The organism is Bradyrhizobium sp. CIR18 (genome assembly GCF_014198295.1).
Taxonomy (GTDB): Bacteria; Pseudomonadota; Alphaproteobacteria; order Rhizobiales; family Xanthobacteraceae; genus Bradyrhizobium.
On sequence record NZ_JACIHF010000002.1, the window covers coordinates 34,185 to 52,383 of the forward strand.

The 18,199-nt window shown below is 64.8% G+C and carries 8 protein-coding genes; 2 read left to right on the forward strand and 6 right to left on the reverse strand.

Annotated features, from left to right (window positions below):
• Position 1: 1 nt before the first annotated feature.
• The 6 genes from treY to GGD65_RS08770 are packed head-to-tail and all read right to left on the reverse strand — an operon-like array spanning position 2 to position 14,011.
• A complete protein-coding gene (gene treY, locus GGD65_RS08745; protein WP_183235019.1) occupies positions 2-2,788 on the reverse strand; it encodes a malto-oligosyltrehalose synthase in 2,787 nt (928 codons plus the stop codon).
• 1 nt (position 2,789) lies between these two features.
• Positions 2,790-4,541 (reverse strand): malto-oligosyltrehalose trehalohydrolase, encoded by a 1,752-nt coding sequence (gene treZ / locus GGD65_RS08750; RefSeq protein ID WP_183235020.1) that lies wholly within the window; start codon positions 4,539-4,541, stop codon positions 2,790-2,792.
• The gene (gene glgX / locus GGD65_RS08755) at positions 4,538-6,616 is read right to left on the reverse strand and encodes a glycogen debranching protein GlgX (RefSeq protein ID WP_183235021.1); all 2,079 of its coding nucleotides are present in this window, start codon (positions 6,614-6,616) and stop codon (positions 4,538-4,540) included. The genes treZ and glgX overlap by 4 nt, the downstream gene beginning before the upstream one ends.
• A 3-nt stretch (positions 6,617-6,619) precedes the next feature.
• On the reverse strand, positions 6,620-8,767 hold the full coding sequence (glgB, locus tag GGD65_RS08760) for a 1,4-alpha-glucan branching protein GlgB (RefSeq protein WP_183235022.1): 2,148 nt from the start codon (positions 8,765-8,767) through the stop codon (positions 6,620-6,622).
• Positions 8,760-12,053 (reverse strand): maltose alpha-D-glucosyltransferase, encoded by a 3,294-nt coding sequence (gene treS / locus GGD65_RS08765; RefSeq protein WP_183235023.1) that lies wholly within the window; start codon positions 12,051-12,053, stop codon positions 8,760-8,762. The genes glgB and treS overlap by 8 nt, the downstream gene beginning before the upstream one ends.
• Positions 12,054-12,064: 11 nt before the next feature.
• The gene (locus GGD65_RS08770) at positions 12,065-14,011 is read right to left on the reverse strand and encodes a maltotransferase domain-containing protein (RefSeq protein ID WP_183235024.1); all 1,947 of its coding nucleotides are present in this window, start codon (positions 14,009-14,011) and stop codon (positions 12,065-12,067) included.
• 204 nt (positions 14,012-14,215) lie between these two features.
• On the opposite strand from GGD65_RS08770, the gene malQ reads away from it, so the two are divergent.
• Positions 14,216-16,177, forward strand: coding sequence for a 4-alpha-glucanotransferase (malQ, locus tag GGD65_RS08775; RefSeq protein ID WP_183235025.1), 1,962 nt, complete (start codon positions 14,216-14,218; stop codon positions 16,175-16,177).
• Between the two features lie 41 nt (positions 16,178-16,218).
• Positions 16,219-18,021 carry a glycoside hydrolase family 15 protein gene (locus tag GGD65_RS08780; protein ID WP_183235026.1) on the forward strand — a complete coding sequence of 601 codons (1,803 nt, stop codon included), beginning with the start codon at positions 16,219-16,221 and terminating at the stop codon, positions 18,019-18,021.
• Positions 18,022-18,199 lie beyond the last annotated feature (178 nt).

An 18,199-nucleotide genomic window follows, 5' to 3' on the forward strand; every position in this document is an offset into this window, starting at 1 on the left:
TTCAGGCGCGCATGCGCGGCCGCGCGGGCCTGATGGCGCTTGCCGTGCGGGCCTCGATGACAGCGGCGGGAAAATCACCGAAAGCCTGGGTGACCGGCAGTTCGTGGCCCTCAAGGCCCGTCGCGGCATAGCCTGTGATATCGACGGTCGCGTCAAATCCCTCCAGCGCGGGCCATTCCCGGCCGGCTTGGGTGAACGGCGCGAACTGACGCCCGACCACGACGATCGCCGCAGCGCGGCCATGGCGGCGGGCGAAGGCAATGACATGGTCGGCATGTGCGCCGCGCACCGCCAGCGGCTGATAGTCGCCTTGAGCGAAGACGTCGGCGAGTTCATTGCGCAGTTTGAGAAGACGCCGTGTCCAGGCCAGCTTGAGCAGGCCGTCGGGCCAGCTCTTGATCAGGCCACGCCAATCCGGATCGTCCAACGAATCCAGCGCCGCGTGCCGCGCGCCAAAATCGACCGGGCGACGGTTGTCGGGGTCGACCAGCGACAGGTCCCAGAACTCGGTGCCCTGGTAGAAGTCGGGCACGCCGGGCAGCGTCGCCTTGAGGGTGAGCTGGCTTAGAGAGTTCAGGGCGCCGAGCAGCGCCACGCGTCGGGCCAGCGTTTGCAGCAAATCCAGGAATTCCCCTGATAGTTCAGGATCGAGGATCTTGTCGATGAAGCTCTTGATGCCGTTCTCATAGGCTTCATGCGGGTTGAGCCAGCTCGTCTCTTCCTTGCCCTCGCGCGCGGCCTTCAGCGCATAGGCCTGGATGCGCTCGACGAAGCCGGCATCGACCGGCCCGTGCAGCGGCCAGGCTCCGAGCAGGGTCTGGTAGAGCATGTATTCGAACGTCGCCGACGGCGCGCGGTAATTGCCGTGGAGCGTGAGGTGCGGCGCGTTCAGCACCTTCCAGCGCGCCACCGCGCTGGTCCATTCGCCGGGGATCTCGCTGATCGCCGCGTTGCGCGCCCGGGCGTCCTCGCCGCGCTTGGTGTCGTGGGTGGCGGTCGCCGTCATTCCCAGCGGCCATTCCCTGGCGCGGGCCTGCATGGTCTCGTGGAAGGCGGAAATCGTGAGCCCGGTGCTGGCGGGATCGCCGCCGACCTCGTTCAGCGCGAGCAAGCGGTGGAATTGATAGAACGCGGTGTCTTCCAGCGACTTCGCCATCACCGGCCCGGTGAATTGCTGCACTTTCAGCGCAAAACGGCGCACGCGCGGGGCGCTGTGCGGGGGGCGGCCGGGCTTGAGCAGGTCCATGGTCAAGGCGTCGCGCAGGAAATCGAAGATGCCTTCGTCCGCGGCGAACCATTCGGCGCGGGCGCGCGCGATGGTGTCGTCGATCAGCTTGCGGTCGGGCGCGGTCGGGCCGCTGTTGGTCAGATAGGTGCGGTACACCGGGAAATGCAGCACATAGAGCTCGAGCGCCTGCCGCAGGCTGTCGGCGGAGAAATCGCGCGTCGAGTAATGCCCGTTGGCGATGCGCGCGAGCAGGCGCGTCAGCACGGTGAATTCGCTGGTGAGCAGCGTCTCCAGCACGCGCCGCTTGGCGTCCTTGACGTAAGGCGCAAGCCGCGGCGGCCGGTTGCTGACCTGCCGCCAGGTCTCGTCCAGCGCCCCCAGTCCCCCGGCCTCGACCAGCGCATGGGTGATGACGTTCATCCATTCATAGCCGGTGGTGCCCTGAACCCCGGCGAAGTGCGGCAGGCGTTCGTGCTCGCACAGGATCTTCTCGATCACCGTGTAAAAGGGCTTTGTATTTCCTTGCGCGTCGCGCACCAGCCGGCGCAGCCGCTGGCAATATTGCGCGGGATCTCGCAGGCCGTCGATGTGATCGAGCCGGATGCCCTGCAGCTTGCCGCTGGCGATGAGCTGCTTCACCAGCCGGTGCGTGGCGGCGAAGGTGCTCGCGTCCTCGACGCGCAGACCCGCGAGCCCGTTGACGTCGAAGAAGCGGCGATAGTTGATATCGCTGGAGGCAAGCCGCCAGTGCCCGAGCTTGTAGTGCTGGCGCTCCAGCAGATGATGCAGCGCCAGCGTCGGTGCGGGACGATCCTTGGCGGCACGATAGGCGGCGAGGCCGCGTGCGATGACTTCGGCAGCACCAGGGATCTCCCTGAGCTCGGCCTTGAACGCGGGGGCTTCCTTGCGGTTGGGGCGACGTAATCCGGTATAGCGCGCAGCGAGCGACAGCAGGCGCTTGCCGGCCTCCGTCTCGGCGGCATCCGCTTCCTTGACGATCATGCGCAGCATCTCGCCATAGCGCTCCGGCGCGACGGGCAGGCGATGTTCGAAATACCAGGCGGAAAAGCTTCCCTGGTCCGGATCGTAGCGCAGCTCGATGTCGCCGCGCTCGAGCGCCTCGCCATAGGACGCCCCCAGGATCGGCAGCAGCACGCCGCCGCGGGCCCGATAGGCGAGCTGATCCCAGTCGATGTCGAAGGAGACCGCGTGGGGCGAAGCCTGGCCCCATTCCAGCACGTCGAGCCACCAGGGATTGTCGGCAAAATGCACGCCGACATGGTTGGGTACGAAGTCGATGATGAGGCCGAGGTCGTGCTTGGTCAGTGCCTCGCTCAGCCGGGCGAAGCCGGCCTCGCCGCCAAGCTCCGGACTGAACTGGCTGTGATCGACGGTGTCGTAGCCGTGGGTCGAGCCCTTGCGCGCCTTCATCACCGGCGAGGCATAGAGATGCGTGATCCCCAGCGCTTTCAGATAGGGCACCACCGCGGCGGCCTTGTCGAAATCGAAATCCGCGGTGAGCTGAAGCCGGTAGGTCGCGAGCGGAATGGCGGGAGGCATCCTAACCTCCGAGGCGCCAGACCACCGACCAGGGGGCAAGCCGGTCGCCGATCTCGCCGCCCCAGATCGGCGTACCCGCGCTGATATTGGAGATGATTTCTTGGTCCGACAGGTTGGCGGACAGGCGAAGCACGGTGCCGTCGCCCATGCGCCAATGCGCGGTGAGCAGGCCGCTGTCGGCCGCCTCGGCCTCGCCGAAGCTCGCGCCCCTCAGCCGCGGCATGATCTCCTTGCGGCGAAGCGCGAGCAGCTCCCGGACCAGCGCGAGCCGCGCGTCCTGCTGCGGCGTGCGGCCGGTCCAGTCGAGCACGGCTGATTGCAGCGTTGCCGGATCGAGCGGGTCGGGCACCTCGTCGCCGTACTTCTCGTAAGCCCAGGCATATTCCTGCTTGCGCCCCTTGCGGACGGCATCGGCCAGTTCGCCGTGGAAATCGCAGAAGAACGGGAAAGGCACCGTGGAGCCCCATTCCTCGCCCTGAAACAGCATCGGCACCATCGGCGCGAGCAGGGACACCGCGAGCGCCGCTTCGATCTGCTGCGATGATGCCAGGCTCTCGAGCCGGTCGCCGAGCGGACGGTTGCCGATCTGGTCGTGGTTTTGCAGGAAATTGACGAAGGTCGCCGGCGGCAGCTTGCCGCTCGGCTCGCCGCGCGGCTTCTTGCCCCAGAACTCCGAAACTTCGCCCTGGTAGACGAAGCCGGAGGCCAGCGCGCGGGCGAGATCGAGCCGCGGCGTTTGATAATCCGCGTAGTATCCGGCGAGCTCGCCGGTCAGCATCACGTGCCAGACGTGGTGATAGTCGTCGTTCCACTGTCCCCGATATTTCCCGTTCGGCGGCTCCTGCGCCGCGTCGAGCAGGCTGGCGCGATTGTCGCCGTTCTCCAGCACGAGATGGATGTGCCGCCCCGTGGCCTTGGCAAGCTCGCCTGCGGCGACGCTGAGGTCCTGCAGCATCGATTGCTCGCCGGGGATCGCCATGATGTGATTGGCGGCATCCAGCCTCAGGCCGTCGAAACGGTAGTCGCTGAGCCAGGACAGCGCATTCTCGACCGCGAATGCGCGCACCTGCGGCACGCGATAGTCGATCGCACTGCCCCAGGGCGTGTGGGCGTCGGTGAAGAAGGCCGGCGCATAGCGGCCGAGATAATTCCCCTCGGGCCCAAAATGATTGTAGACGACGTCGAGGAACACCATCAGACCGCGCAGATGCGCTTCGTCGATCAGCGTCTTCAGGTCTTCGGGCCGGCCATAGGCGCTGTCGGGCGCATACCAAAGCACGCCGTCATAGCCCCAGCCGCGGCGCCCGGCGAAATCGGCCAGCGGCATCAATTCCAGCGCGGTGATGCCCGTTGCGACGAGATGATCGAGCTTGTCGATCATGGCGCGGTAAGTGCCTTCGGAGGTGAAGGTGCCGACATGGGTCTCGGTCAGCACCGTCTCTTCCCAGGGGCGGCCGCGCCAATCGCGCGCACGCCACGAAAAGGCGTCGTGATCGATCACCTCGCTCGGCCCGAACACATCCTCGGGCTGAAAGGCCGAGGCGGGATCGGGTACCTCGATCTCGTCGTCGATCCTGAACTTGTAGGGGCTGCCGGCGGTGAGGCCGGAAATCTCGGCCACGTACCAGCCATCCTGCCGGCGCTGCATCGCGTGTCTTCGGTCGAGCAGGAGGTCGACACGCCGCGCGCCAGGCGCCCACAGGCGGAACGACACGCCGTCCTTTGTCGGCCTCGCCCCGAAGGATGGCCTCATAGCGCCCCCGCGAAGGCGAGCACCGAGCGCGGCGGCGCCTTGCTGTCGCTCCCGGGCGGGAACTCGACCGTATTCAGCTTGGCATCGGTCGTGTTCAAGATCTGCTGCCAGCTCTTGTATTCGGTCATTTTGGGCAATTTGAATGCGATCTCTTCGGGGGCGGCGTTCAGTACGATAAAGATCGCGGCCCCACCCGGTTCCACCGGGCCCATCACATAGGAGAGGAATCTTCCCTCCGGGAATTTCCAGTCGTTCTCCGTCATTTCGTCGCCCGCAGGTGTCAGCCACAATGCGCCGTACGACACGCCGTCTGCGGGGCGGCCGTCGAGCCAGCGATGGCTGCGAAGCTGCGAGAACCGGCGGCGGATGTCGGCGAGATGGCCAACGAAATCGACCATGTCGTCGCCCTCTTTGCCGAGATTGTCCCAGCCGACCCAGCCGATCTCGTTGTCCTGGCAATAGGCGTTGTTGTTGCCGGATTGCGAGTTGCCGACCTCGTCGCCGGCGAGGATCAGCGGAACGCCCTGCGCGAGCATCAGGCAAGCCAGCACGTTCTTGCGAAGCTGTCGGCGCAGGGCGAGGATCTGAGGATCGTCGGTCGGCCCCTCGACACCGCAATTGTTGCTGTGGTTGTCGTTGGAGCCGTCGCGATTGTCCTCGCCGTTGGCCTCGTTGTGCTTCTCGTTGTAGCTGAAGAGGTCGGCGAGCGTGAAGCCGTCATGGACGGTGATGTGATTGATGCTGGCGCGCGGCCGCCGTCCGTCATGGTTGAACAGGTCGGACGATGCCGTCATCCGGCTGGAGATGTCGCCGATCAGGCTGCCTTCGCCGCTCCAGTAGCGGCGCATGGCGCTGCGATAGCGATCATTCCATTCCGACCATTGCGAGGGGAATGCGCCGACCTGGTAACCGCCGAGGCCGAGGTCCCAGGGTTCGGCGACGAGCTTGACGGTCGCAAGCACCGGATCCTGCCGGATCGCGGTCAGGAACGAGATGCCGCGATCATAACCGTTCGGTCCGCGCGCGAGCGTGGTGGCGAGGTCGAAGCGGAAGCCGTCGACGTGGCAGACCTCGACCCAGTAGCGCAGGGAATCCATCACCATCTGCAGAACGCGCGGATGGGTGAGATTCACCGACGAGCCGCAGCCGGTGAAGTCGTCGTAATAGCGCGGGTTCTCGCGGTTGAGCCAGTAATAGGAGGCGTTGTCGATGCCGCGGTAGCACAGCGTCGGGCCGAGATGGTTGCCCTCGGCGGTGTGGTTGTAGACGACGTCGAGCATCACCTCGATGCCGGCATCGTGCAGGCGCGCCACCGTGGTGCGGAAGGAGTCGAGCGCATTGTCCTGGGCGTAGCGCAGCTCCGGCGCGAAGAAGGAGAGTGAGTTGTAGCCCCAGTAGTTGGCGAGCTTCTTCTCGACCAGGATGCGGTCGTCGACGAAGCTGTGCACCGGCAGCAGCTCCACCGTGGTGACGCCGAGCTTCTTCAGGTGCTCGATCATCGCCGGCGAAGACAGCCCGCCATAGGTGCCCCGCAGGTTCGGCGGCACGTCGTCGCGCTTCTGGGTCAAACCCTTGACGTGAGCCTCGTAGATGACGGTGTCTTCCCAGGGGATATTGGGACGGATCTCGCGGCGGCCCCAGTTGAAAGTCTCGTCGACCACGACGGCCTTGGGCATGCCGCGGGCATTGTCGCGCCGATCGAAGGACAGATCCTCGCGCGGGCTCCCGGTGCGGTAGGCAAAATGCGCATCGCTCCAGACCAGGCGTCCCGCGAGCCGCTTGGCATAGGGATCGAGCAGCAACTTGTTCGCGTTGAAGCGGTGGCCGTGCTCGGGCTCGTAGGGGCCGTGCACGCGATAGCCGTAGAGCTGACCCGGAGAGACGTCGTTGAGATAGCCGTGCCAGACATCCTCGGTTTTTTCCGGCAGCTCGATGCGCTCGAGCTCGCGGCGGCCTTGCGTGTCGAACAGGCAGAGCTCGACCTTCTGTGCGTTGGCGGAGAACAGCGCGAAATTGGTGCCGCGTCCGTCCCAGCTTGCGCCGAGGCGTGCAGGCGATCCAGCAGTCAGGCGCATGTGTCAGCTTTCCGGAACAAGAAAGATCGCGGCGAGCGGCGGAATGGTGAGGCGGAGCTCGGGCGCCTTGCCTTCAACGGCATGAACCTCGCCGATGTTCCCGACATTGCTGCCGCCATAATGGGCGGAGTCCGAATTAAACACTTCCTTCCACTTGCCGGCAAAGGGCACACGAACGCGATAGTTGCGATAGACATTGGGTGAGAAGTTGATGATGACGAGACACCGCGCCTGCTCGTCAAATCCCTTGCGCAGCCAGGCGAACACGTTGCGGTTGGCGTCATCCGTGATCAGCCATTCGAAGCCGGCCTGGTCGCAGTCCATCTGGTGCAGCGCCGGCACCGCGCGATAGAGCCGGTTGAGGTCCCGGATCAGTGACTGAATGCCGGAATGATACTTGTATTCGAGCAGGTGCCAGTCGAGCGACTGGTCGTGATTCCATTCGCGGCTTTGGGCGATTTCCGCGCCCATGAACAACAGCTTCTTGCCGGGATGGCCGAACATGAAACTGTAATAGGCGCGCAAATTCGCAAAGCGCTGCCACTCGTCGCCGGGCATGCGGCCGAGGATCGAGCGCTTGCCGTGCACGACCTCGTCGTGGGACAGCGGCAGGATGAAGTTTTCCGAGAACGCGTAGTGCAGGCCGAACAGGATCTCGCCGTGATGGTGCTTGCGGTGAACAGGGTCCTTGCTGATGTAGTTCAGCGTGTCGTGCATCCAGCCCATGTTCCACTTGTAGCCGAAGCCGAGCCCGCCGAACTCGACGGGGCGCGAGACCTGCGGCCATGCGGTGGACTCCTCGGCCGCCGTGGTCGCCTGCGGGAAGCGCGCGAAGACCTCGGTGTTGAAGCGGCGCAGGAAGTTGATCGCCTCGATGTTTTCGCGGCCGCCATACTGGTTCGGGATCCAGGCGCCGGGCGGCCGGCTGTAGTCGAGATAGAGCATGGACGCGACGGCATCGACGCGTAAGCCGTCGATCGCATAGCGCTCCATCCAGAACAGTGCGTTCGACACCAGGAAGTTCGTCACTTCGGTGCGGCCGTAATTGTAGATCAAGGTGCCCCAGTCGAGGTGGCGGCCCTGGAGCGGGTTGGCGTGCTCGTAGAGCGCGGTGCCGTCGAAACTGCCGAGCCCGTGCGGATCGTCGGGGAAGTGACCGGGCACCCAATCGAGCAGCACGCCGACACCCTCGCGGTGGCAGGCATCGACGAGGGCGGCAAAATCCTCCGGCGTGCCGAAGCGGCTGGTCGGCGCATAGAGGCCGGTCGGCTGATAGCCCCAGGAGCCATCGAAGGGATGCTCGCTCACGGGCAGGAATTCGAGATGGGTGAAGCCCATGTCGCGGGCATAGGCCGGCAACTGTTCGGCCAGCTCGCGATAGGTCAGCCATTCATCGCCGTTCTTGCGACGCCACGAGCCGAGATGCACCTCATAGATCGACATCGGCGCCGACAGCGCGTTGATGCCGTCGGGCGCCGGGCGTGGCCGTGGCAAATGCGTTTCGTCGAACACGATGGAGGCCGTCTTCGGACGGACTTCGCTGGCAAAGGCCATCGGGTCTGATTTCAGCGGAAGCAGATGGCCGTGCGGCCCGATGATCTCGAACTTGTAGTGATCGCCGGCTTTGGCATGCGGAATGAACAATTCCCAATACCCGGCGCCGCGCACCCGCATCGGATGGCGCCGTCCGTCCCAGAAATTGAAATCGCCGACCACGGAAACGCGGCGTGCGTTCGGGGCCAGTACCACGAAGCCGATGCCGTCGATGCCCTCGAGCCGCATCGGATGCGCCCCGAGCTTGTCGTAGAGGCGCTGATCGGTGCCTTCGCCGAGCAAATAGAGGTCGAAATCGGTCAGGATCGGCGGAAAGCGGTAGGCGTCCTCGAACTCGACGACGTTGCCGCCGAATTTTGCGCGCAGCTGATAGTGCTTCGAGCCATTGGGCAGGGCGCCGATGAACAGGCCGGAATCATGCACGCGGTCGAGCGGAGCGACTTCGCCATGCTCGCCAACTGCCTCGACATTTGAGGCCTCGGGGAGAAAAGCGCGCACCACGCTTTTATCGCCTTCGGGGTGCAGCCCGAGATAGTGGAAGGGGTCGGAGTGGCGGCCCTCGATGATCGCATAGGCCTCGGCTGGCAGTTTAGGCATGGGCTTCGCTCCCGGCACTGGACAGAATGCGAAGCAGTCCGGTCAGCGGCGCATGGAGCCCCTCAGGCCGGTTGGACAGCTCGTACTCTACTTCATCGAAGGCTTGATCAAGCAGGAAAAACCTTAACAGGCCTTCCGCGGATTGCCGATCCTCCGGCCACAGCCGTCGATCGGTCATGGCTTCGCGATAGGCGGACAGGAAGGTTGCGGCGGCTCGCTCGCGCCATTCGTCGAGCGCGGCGGTGATCCGGCCCTGCTCGTCGGAAGCACCCGTGAGCGCACGGCTCAGCGCCGCGTTAACCGAGAGATCGATCGAGCGGATCAGGCCGGCGACGTCGCGCGCGGCCGGCGCCTTGCGCCGCTTGTCGGCCAGCGGCAGACGCGGATCGCCGTCGAAGTCGATGATGAAGATATCGTCCTTCACGATCAGAGTTTGCCCGAGGCGGAAGTCGCCATGATGACGGATGCTCAGCCCGCCGATCCCGGAAGGCAATAGCGCATTCAGGTGGTCGGGCAGGGACGTGCGCACGGCGGCGAGCCGGTCGATCAACGGTCGGTCCGCCTCCCGCAGGCCGTCGCGGCTGTCGGCCAGCCGCTCGAAAACCCGCTCGGCCCGTGCCTTGAGGTCGGACACAAATCGTTTGGCGTGCGCAGAGCCGATCGGCTCTGGAGCAAGATCGTGCGGCTCTGCCGCCGCCAAGGCGACATGCAACTCGCCGAGCCGCCGGCCGATCTGCGCGATGAAGTGCAGATAAGGCGCTTGCTCCTGGGTCTCGCGCGGCGCTTCGCCTGCCGATAGCACGCGCTGCTCGTCGATATAGCGATCGAGATAGCCCGTGGTCACGGTCCAGCCGTCACCCTGGTTCTCGACATAAGCATGGAGCACGCCGAGCGTGCTGCGCTGATCGCCTTCGACCAGCTCGACGCTGCCGAGCAGCGCCGGCGTATTGGCAAAGCGCGCGACCTCGGTGAGGTAATGGCCGATCTCGATCTCGGGGTTGATGCCGCCTTCGAGCTGGCGATAGAGCTTGGCGACGTACTGGTTGTCGACCAGCGCGGTGCTGTTCGATTGCTCGATCGCGCGGATGCGTTCGGGCTCCTTGATGGTGTAATCGGCGAAGCGGCTGGTCGCCTTGAACTCCAGCCGCAGATTGTTTTCTTCCACCACCAAATTCTGCGACAAGTTGCGCAGGAACAGGCCGATGAAGATCTGATCGGTCGCCACGTCGAGCAGCGTGCCTTCGCGCGCGCCCTGGCGCACGGCGGCGAGCGCCTTCGGGTTGAAGCGCTCACGGTCGAAGCGCACCCACTCGATCTGCATCGGCAGCACGTAGCGCGACGCGGCGCCCTGGTCGGCCTTCTGGAAAAAAGCGATCCAGGGCCTGTTGTCGCCGATGTCGCAGAACGGCACCGCCGAGGTCAGCGTGGTCTTGATCTGCTTGGGATTGTGCTCGGGATACCACCGCGTCCGTGACAAGAATCCCGGCAGCACGTCGCGCTCGAACACGCCGCGCTCGCGGGCGAGCGACACCCAGTTCGAGTTTACCGGCACCACCAGCGTCTCGAACTCCGGCACCGCGCGCGGCGTCACCGGCTCGGACTTGTCGCGTTCCTGAAGCTGGAACCAGTAGAAGCCGTAAGGCCCCAGTGTGATCATGTAGGGCAGTTCGCCGATCGCGGGGAAGCGGGTGCGGCCGAGCATCTCCTGCGGGATGCGGTCCTTCCAGGGCGACAGGTCGAGCTCGGTCGCTTGCGCTGCGCGCGACAAATTGGCGACGCAGAGGATCACCTCGTCGCGATATTGCCGGACATAGGCCAGCACGGCGCGGTTGGCGGGGCGGATGAAGGTCATGGTGCCGCGGCCGAAAGCGAGCGTCGACTTGCGCACCGAGATCAGCCGCTTGGTGGCGCTGAGCAGCGACGACAGGCTGCGCGACTGGGCTTCGACGTTCACGGATTCGTAGCCGTAGACGGGGTCCATGATCAGCGGCGCATAGAGGCGGGCGGGGTCACAGCGCGAGAAGCCGCCGTTGCGGTCCGGGCTCCACTGCATCGGCGTGCGCACGCCGTTGCGGTCGCCGAGATAGATGTTGTCGCCCATCCCGATCTCGTCGCCGTAATAGATGATCGGCGTGCCGGGGAAGGATAGCAGCAGGGAGTTCATCAGCTCGATCTTGCGCCGGTCGTTGTCCATCAGCGGCGCAAGGCGCCTGCGGATGCCGACATTGATGCGGGCGCGGGGATCGTTGGCGTAGGTGGTCCAGAGATAGTCGCGCTCGACGTCGGTGACCATCTCAAGCGTGAGTTCGTCATGGTTGCGCAGGAACAGCGCCCATTGGCAGCTCGCCGGAATATCAGGTGTCTGGCGCAGAATGTCCGTGATCGGAAAGCGGTCCTCCTGCGCGATCGCCATGTAGATGCGCGGCATCAGCGGGAAGTGGTAGGCCATGTGGCACTCGTCGCCACGGCCGAAATATTCCTGCACGTCCTCCGGCCATTGATTGGCCTCGGCCAGCAGCAGCTTGCCCTTGGAGTAGGAATCCAGCTCGTGGCGCAGGCGCTTGATGATCGCATGCGTCTCGGGAAGGTTCTCGTTCGAGGTGCCCTCGCGCTCACACAGATAGGGAATGGCATCGAGCCGGAAGCCGTCGACGCCGGCGTCCAGCCAGCGCTTCATCACCTGGATCAGCGCGCTGACCACGCGCGGATTGTCGAAATTGAGATCCGGCTGGTGCGAGAAGAAGCGGTGCCAGTAGAACGCACCGGCCTCGTGATCCCAGGTCCAGTTCGACTTCTCGGTGTCGGTGAAGATGATCCGCGTGCCCTGGTATTTCTGGTCGGTGTCGCTCCAGACATACCAGTTGCGGGCGCTGGAGCCGGGATGGCTGCGGCGCGCGCGTTTGAACCATTTGTGCTGGTCCGAGGTGTGGTTGACGACCAGCTCGGTGATGACGCGCAGGCCGCGCTTCTGCGCTTCCTGGATGAAGCGCTTGAAATCCTTCATGGTCCCGAAATCGGGATTGACCGAGCCGTAGTCGGCGATGTCGTAGCCGTCGTCGCGCCCCGGCGAGGGATAGAACGGCAAAAGCCACAGCGCGGTGACGCCGAGCTCCTGCAGATAGGGCAACTTCTCGGTCAGACCGGCGAAATCGCCGATGCCGTCATTGTTGCTGTCGGCGAAGGCCTTGACGTGGAGCTGATAGATAATGGCGTCCTTGTACCAGAGCTCATCCACGATCTCGGCAGCCTCAAGCTTCTTGGTGTCGACGGAAGACAGAACATTCATGGCGTGACCCCTTACGCCAGGCAGCGGAACAAGAGCGCCGGATCGCGGTCGGGATCGATACGCAACCTGATCCCGCCCCATTCGATGCGGGACTGTTCGCCGGTGAGAAGGTTTTCGAGTTTCGTCACATGGTGCCGCTGCCCGCCGGCGTCAACGGTGACGTCGCCCAGCGGCAGCCAGCACTCGCGCAAATGGCCCGAAAGCGCGATCACGACGAGGACGGTATTGGCAGGCTCGGCCGCTTCCTTGACGAAGGCGATCGTCTCGCCGTCTTCAACGCCGAGAAACCGCAAGTTCGCCGTTTGCTGGAGCGCGGCATTATCATTGCGGATTCGGTTTAGACCCGCAATGTAGGACTTGATGTTGCCGGGCCGATCCCAGTCGCGTTGCCGGATCTGGTATTTCTCGGAATCCAGATATTCCTCGCGGCCGGGCATCGCCTCGTGTTCGAGCAGCTCGAACCCGCTGTAGACGCCGTAACTGCCCGACAATGTTGCCGCCAGCGCAACGCGCGACTTGAACACCCAGGCTTCGCCGCTCTGGAGATGATAGGGCAGCAGGTCGGGCGTGTTGACGAACAGGTTCGGGCGATAGAAGTCGCGCTCGGGATAGCGAGTCAGCTCGCCGAGATATTGCTCCAGCTCCCACCTTGTCGTGCGCCAGGGGAAATAGGTGAAGGACTGCGCAAAGCCGAGCTTGGCGAGGCCCTTCATCAGCTTCGGCCGGGCAAACGTCTTGGAGAACAGGATCACCTCGGGATGCCGGCGGCGGATGTCGCGGATCAGCCAGTCCCAGAACGCAAGCGGCGCGGTGTCGTGGTTGTCGATGGCGAAGATGGTGACGCCTTGGTCGATCCAGAACAGCATGGCGTCGCGAAACCCATTCCATAGCCCGGCCCGGTCGACGGAATTGAAATCGGGGATCACGATGTCCGAATAGGGTCCATCGGCCGTCCGCACCGAGCGGTCCGGCCGCCATTTGAACCATTCCGGATGCTGCGTCAGCCAGGGATGGTCGGGCGAGCATTGCACGGCGAAATCAAGCGCGAGCTCGAGACCATATTCCAGGCAGGTCGCGACCAGTGCGCGGAAATCCTCGATGGTGCCGAGCTCGGGATGCAGCGCATCGTGGCCGCCCTCGGCGGCTCCGATCGCGTAGGGCGAGCCGGGCTCGCCTTCGGTTGCCACCGGCGCATTGTTGCGGCCCTTGCGGCGGCGACGGCCGATCGGGTGGATCGGCGTGAAATAGAGCACGTCAAAACCCATCGCGGCGATATCAGGCACGCGGGCGATGCAGTCTCGCAGCGTGCCGTGCTGGCCGGCGACCTGGCTCTGGCTGCGCGGCATCATCTGATACCAGGCGCCGAAGCGCGCCTTGTCGCGATCGACGGTCAGCGGGAAGGGCTGCGAGCGGGTCAGGTCTGGCCTGGACTGGCTCTCTGCCATGGCATTGCCGAGTTCGGCGGCAAGCAGCGAGGCGACATCGCCAGTCTGAAGATAATCCTCGCACTGTTTGACGATGACGGCCGCCGCGTCCTGTCGCGCGCCATGCGCCTTGGTCAGGAGCCCGGCCCCCTCGATCGCATCGAGGCTGACATCGGCACCCATTCGCTGCTTGCGCGCGACCCCGTGCGACCAGGTGGCGAACTCGTCGGTCCAGGCTTCGACGGCATAGACGTATTGCCCGGGCTCAACAGGTGTGAATCCGCCGGACCAACGGTCGTTGCCCCGATGGTCCATCGGCTCGTGCTTCCAGTCGCGGTCCTGCTCGCGGCGCCAGATCAGCGCGGCCCCGACCACGGCATCGCCATCGCGGTAGACATCGGCCCACACCTCCATGCGCTCACCCGCGATCCGCTTCACGGCGAAGCGGCCGGCGTCGATTGCGGGATAGACGTCCTCGATCAGGAAAGCGCTGCCGGCTGCGGCACTTTCGACAGTTTGAATTGTCTTGTTCACGGTGATGCCATTGACAAGAAAGCAGGAGCCCGTTTCCCTTGTCGGGAACCTACGCTTGATACCTATATAGAAAGCCGGTTGTGTGTCATTAGTTCCCTCGGGAACGGGTAGCGCGGTCTGCGAGTTAGGGCTGACTAACGTCTTCCACCGTCTCGTTAAAATTGATGCCCCCGGCAAAAGGGTGGCCTGCAAGCTGCGTGCCGAATGGATCTTTTAGCTCAAGCCCGCATCAAGGGCGTTCAATCCGAATTCATCGACGCCCTCGGAAAGCTGCGGGTCACCGATCCCGTGGCCCTCAAATCCATCCTCGATGCCCTGCCGGAGAAGCGGGTTTACCGCTTCGTCAGCGGGCCGGTCGTGGTCCGCGCCTTAGGGCATCCGCGCACCGAATTGGCGACGATCGGCGCGCCGCCGCTGAAGTGGAAATTGACCGCAAAGGCGGAGGTGATCGCCGAGGGCGAGGCCCGCGAGCCCGTGATCGCCTGGCCTGCCCGCCTGCCGCTCGGCTATCACCGGTTGACACTGACTGATGCGGAAGGTGTGACGGAAGAGGTGCCGATGATCGTGGCGCCCGAGCGCGCCTTCGGCGGCGATTTCGACCGCGGCTGGCTGCTTGCCGTGCAGCTCTACAGCGTCCGTTCGGACCGCAATTGGGGCATTGGCGATTTCACCGATCTCGCCGATCTGGTCCGGCTCGCAAAGCAGCTCGGGGCCGACGGCGTCGGGCTCAATCCGCTGCATGTCCTGTTCGACGACCACCCGGCCGATTGCAGCCCTTATTCGCCGAACAGCCGGCTGTTCCTCAATCCGCTCTATATCGACGTCGAGGCCATTCCCGAATTCTCCCCAGACCTCGTCCCCGACGCAGCCGCGACCGCGGCGCGTCTGCGCCAAGGCGACCGCGTCCCCTATGCCGATATGGCGGCTTTGAAATGGCTGGGGCTGCGCGCCGCCTTTGACAGCTTCGTGACGACGGCAAGCGCGGCGCGCCGCAAGGCGTTCGACGCCTTCCGCGCCGCCCGCGCGCCCCTATTGTCCCGCTTCGCCTGCTTCGAGGTGCTGCGCCATCGTTTCACCGCGCCATGGTGGGAATGGCCGGTTGAATGGCAGCAACCTGATGAGGCAAAATGCGCCAGCTTGCGCAATGGGCCTGACAAGCGCGAGGTCGAGTTCGTCGAATTCGTCCAATGGACCGCAGATAGCCAGCTGCATGCTGCCAAGGAGCTTGCCAGCCAGCTCGGCATGCGCGTCGGGCTCTATCTCGATGTCGCCGTCGGCGTGCAGTCCAACGGCTTCGATGCCTGGAACGAGCAGATGGCGATCTCCCGTCATCTCGCCGTCGGCGCGCCGCCCGACGTGCTCAACACCATCGGCCAGGACTGGGGCCTTGCCGGCTTCAACGCCGGCGGCCTGGAAGCGCAATCCTTCGTGCCGTTCGCCGACATGCTCGCCGCTTCAATGCGCCATGCCGGCGCGATCAGGCTCGATCACGTGCTCGGGCTGAAGCGGCTTTATCTGGTGCCGCGCGGCTTCAAGCCGGACAACGGTGCCTATGTGCAGATGCCGTTCGAGGCGCTGCTTGGCGCGGTGGCGCGCGAGAGCGCGGCCCACAAATGCATCGTGATCGGCGAGGACCTCGGCACTGTGCCGGAAGGTTTTCGCGAGACGATGCAGGATTTCGGTATCTGGTCCTATCTCGTCATGATGTTCGAGCGCGACGATGCCGGCCATTTCCGCAACGTCGACCATTACCGGCCCAACGCGCTAGTCACGCTGAACACGCATGATTTGTCGACCTATGCCGGCTGGCGCTCCTTCAGCGACCTCAAGATGAAGCGCTCGCTCGGGCTCGATCCCGGCGAGAACGACCAGGCGCGCTGGGATGCGCTCGGCAGGCTCGACGAGATCCTGCGCCAGAACGGCATTCGTGCCAACGACCTCTATTCCGTGCTGGCCTTCCTGTCGCGCACGCCGTCGCGGCTGCTCGCGGTCTCAATGGAGGATCTGCTCGGCGTGATCGACCAGCCCAACATTCCCGGCACGATCGACGAACATCCGAACTGGCGTCAGCGCTTGCCGGTCGCGCTCGACAAGATCGCCGCGAAGGTCGACCTCACGGCCTTGCGAGCCGCGACGCGGGAACGTTCGCTGAATGGCGGGAGTTGACGCGCGAGGGTTACAAGGGCTCTTTCAAGGCTCGCACGACATTGTCTCAGAGGATCGAGGACTATGCGCTGATCGGTGATTGCGAGACCGCGGCGCTGGTCGGGCGCAACGGCTCGATCGACTGGCTGTGCTGGCCGGCCTTCGATTCCGATGCCTGCTTTGCCGCCATCCTCGGCACCCACAAGAATGGCCGCTGGCTGATCGCACCGGGCGAGGACGTCACGAAGATCTCGCGCCGCTATCTCGGCAACACTCTCATCCTCGAAACGAGTTTCGAGACGAAGAGCGGCACCGTCGCGCTGATCGATTTCATGCCGCCGCGCGGCAAGGCGTCCGACATCGTGCGGCTGGTCCGCGGCGTCAGCGGCGCGGTGAAGATGCGGATGGAGCTCGTCATCCGCTTCGGCTTCGGTACCGATATCCCCTGGGTGCGGCGGATCGACCATTCGCTGATGGCAATCGCCGGCCAGGACATGACGGTGCTGCGCACGCCGGTCGAGACCCGCGGCGAGGATCTGACCACGGTGTCCGATTTCGAGGTGAAGGCCGGCGAGACGGTACCCTTCGTGCTGACCTACGGCCCCTCGCATCTGGAGCCGCCCGCGCCGATCGATCCGGAGATCGCGCTTCAGGACACCGAAAAGTTTTGGCAGGATTGGTGCGGCCACTGCACCCGCGACGGCGACTATCAAGACCTCGTCATGCGCTCGCTGATCACGCTGAAGGCGCTGACCTTCGCGCCGACCGGCGGCATCGTCGCGGCACCCACCACCTCGCTGCCGGAAAAGCTCGGGGGCAGCAGGAACTGGGATTATCGTTTCTGCTGGCTGCGCGACGCCACCTTCACGCTGCTGGCGCTGATGAACTCGGGCTATACCGAGGAAGCGCTGGCCTGGCACAATTGGCTGCTGCGCGCGGCGGCTGGCTCGCCGGCGAACATGCAGATCATGTACGGCATCTGGGGCCAGCGGCGGCTCTTGGAATGGGAGGCGGGCTGGCTCGACGGCTATGAGGGCGCGAGGCCGGTGCGCGTCGGCAACGCCGCGCATGCGCAGCTCCAGCTCGACGTCTACGGCGAGCTGATCGACGCCTTCCACCAGTCGCGCATGGCCAAGCTCAAGCTCGATGATGAAACGACATGGGCGCTGGAATGTGCCGTGCTCAATCATCTGGCCGAAGTCTGGGACCGGCCCGATCACGGCATCTGGGAGCGGCGCGGCCAGCCCAGGCACTACGTCTTCTCCAAGGTGATGACCTGGGTCGCCTTCGACCGCGGCATCAAGAGCGCCGAGACCTTCGGCTTCAAGGCGCCGCTGCTGCACTGGCGTACCTTGCGCGAGGCCATTCATCGCGACGTCTGCAACCGGGGGTTCGACGTGGAGGAAAATGCCTTCGTCGAATCCTACGGCTCGAAGCTGCTCGACGCCAGCGTGCTGCTCCTGCCGGCCGTGGGCTTCCTGCCGCCGTCGGACCCGCGCATCCGTGGCACCATCGCCGCGGTCGAGACATGCCTGATGCGCGACGGCTTCGTGCTGCGGCACGATCCGCGCGAGCTGCCTGCGGGGCAGCCGCCGCTCGAAGGCGCGTTTCTGGCCTGCAGCCTGTGGCTCGCCGATGCCCACGTGCTCGCCGGCGATCTCGACAAGGCGCAGATCTTGCTCGATCGCGTCGTGGGCATCGCGAACGATGTCGGCTTGCTGGCGGAGGAATACGATTCAGTCGCCCGGCGCCAGACCGGGAATTTCCCGCAGGCGCTGACGCACATCGCGCTGATCAACACCGCGCATAATCTGTCGGCGGCAAGACAGGAGAGCGAGAAGCCGGCGGTGCAGCGGTCGAAGTAAGGGAGAGTTGCGTCCGCGAGGGAGGTGCGCTCCCTCTCCCGCTTGCGGGGGAGGGCTGGGGTGGGGGTGCCTCCGCTGGGCGAGAGCCCCCGAGAGGAGAGAGCCCTCACCCGCCGCTACGCGGCGACCTCTCCCGCAAGCGGGAGAGGTAAGAGAGCTCGCGGCTCGATCCATCAAG

Coding starts and splice junctions, on each gene's coding strand:
- malQ (WP_183235025.1), top strand. CDS start 14,216: ATGGATCTTTTAGCTCAAGCCCGCATCAAGGGCGTTCAATCCGAATTC.
- treZ (WP_183235020.1), bottom strand. CDS start 4,541: ATGAGGCCATCCTTCGGGGCGAGGCCGACAAAGGACGGCGTGTCGTTC.
- glgX (WP_183235021.1), bottom strand. CDS start 6,616: ATGCGCCTGACTGCTGGATCGCCTGCACGCCTCGGCGCAAGCTGGGAC.
- treS (WP_183235023.1), bottom strand. CDS start 12,053: ATGAATGTTCTGTCTTCCGTCGACACCAAGAAGCTTGAGGCTGCCGAG.
- glgB (WP_183235022.1), bottom strand. CDS start 8,767: ATGCCTAAACTGCCAGCCGAGGCCTATGCGATCATCGAGGGCCGCCAC.
- treY (WP_183235019.1), bottom strand. CDS start 2,788: ATGCCTCCCGCCATTCCGCTCGCGACCTACCGGCTTCAGCTCACCGCG.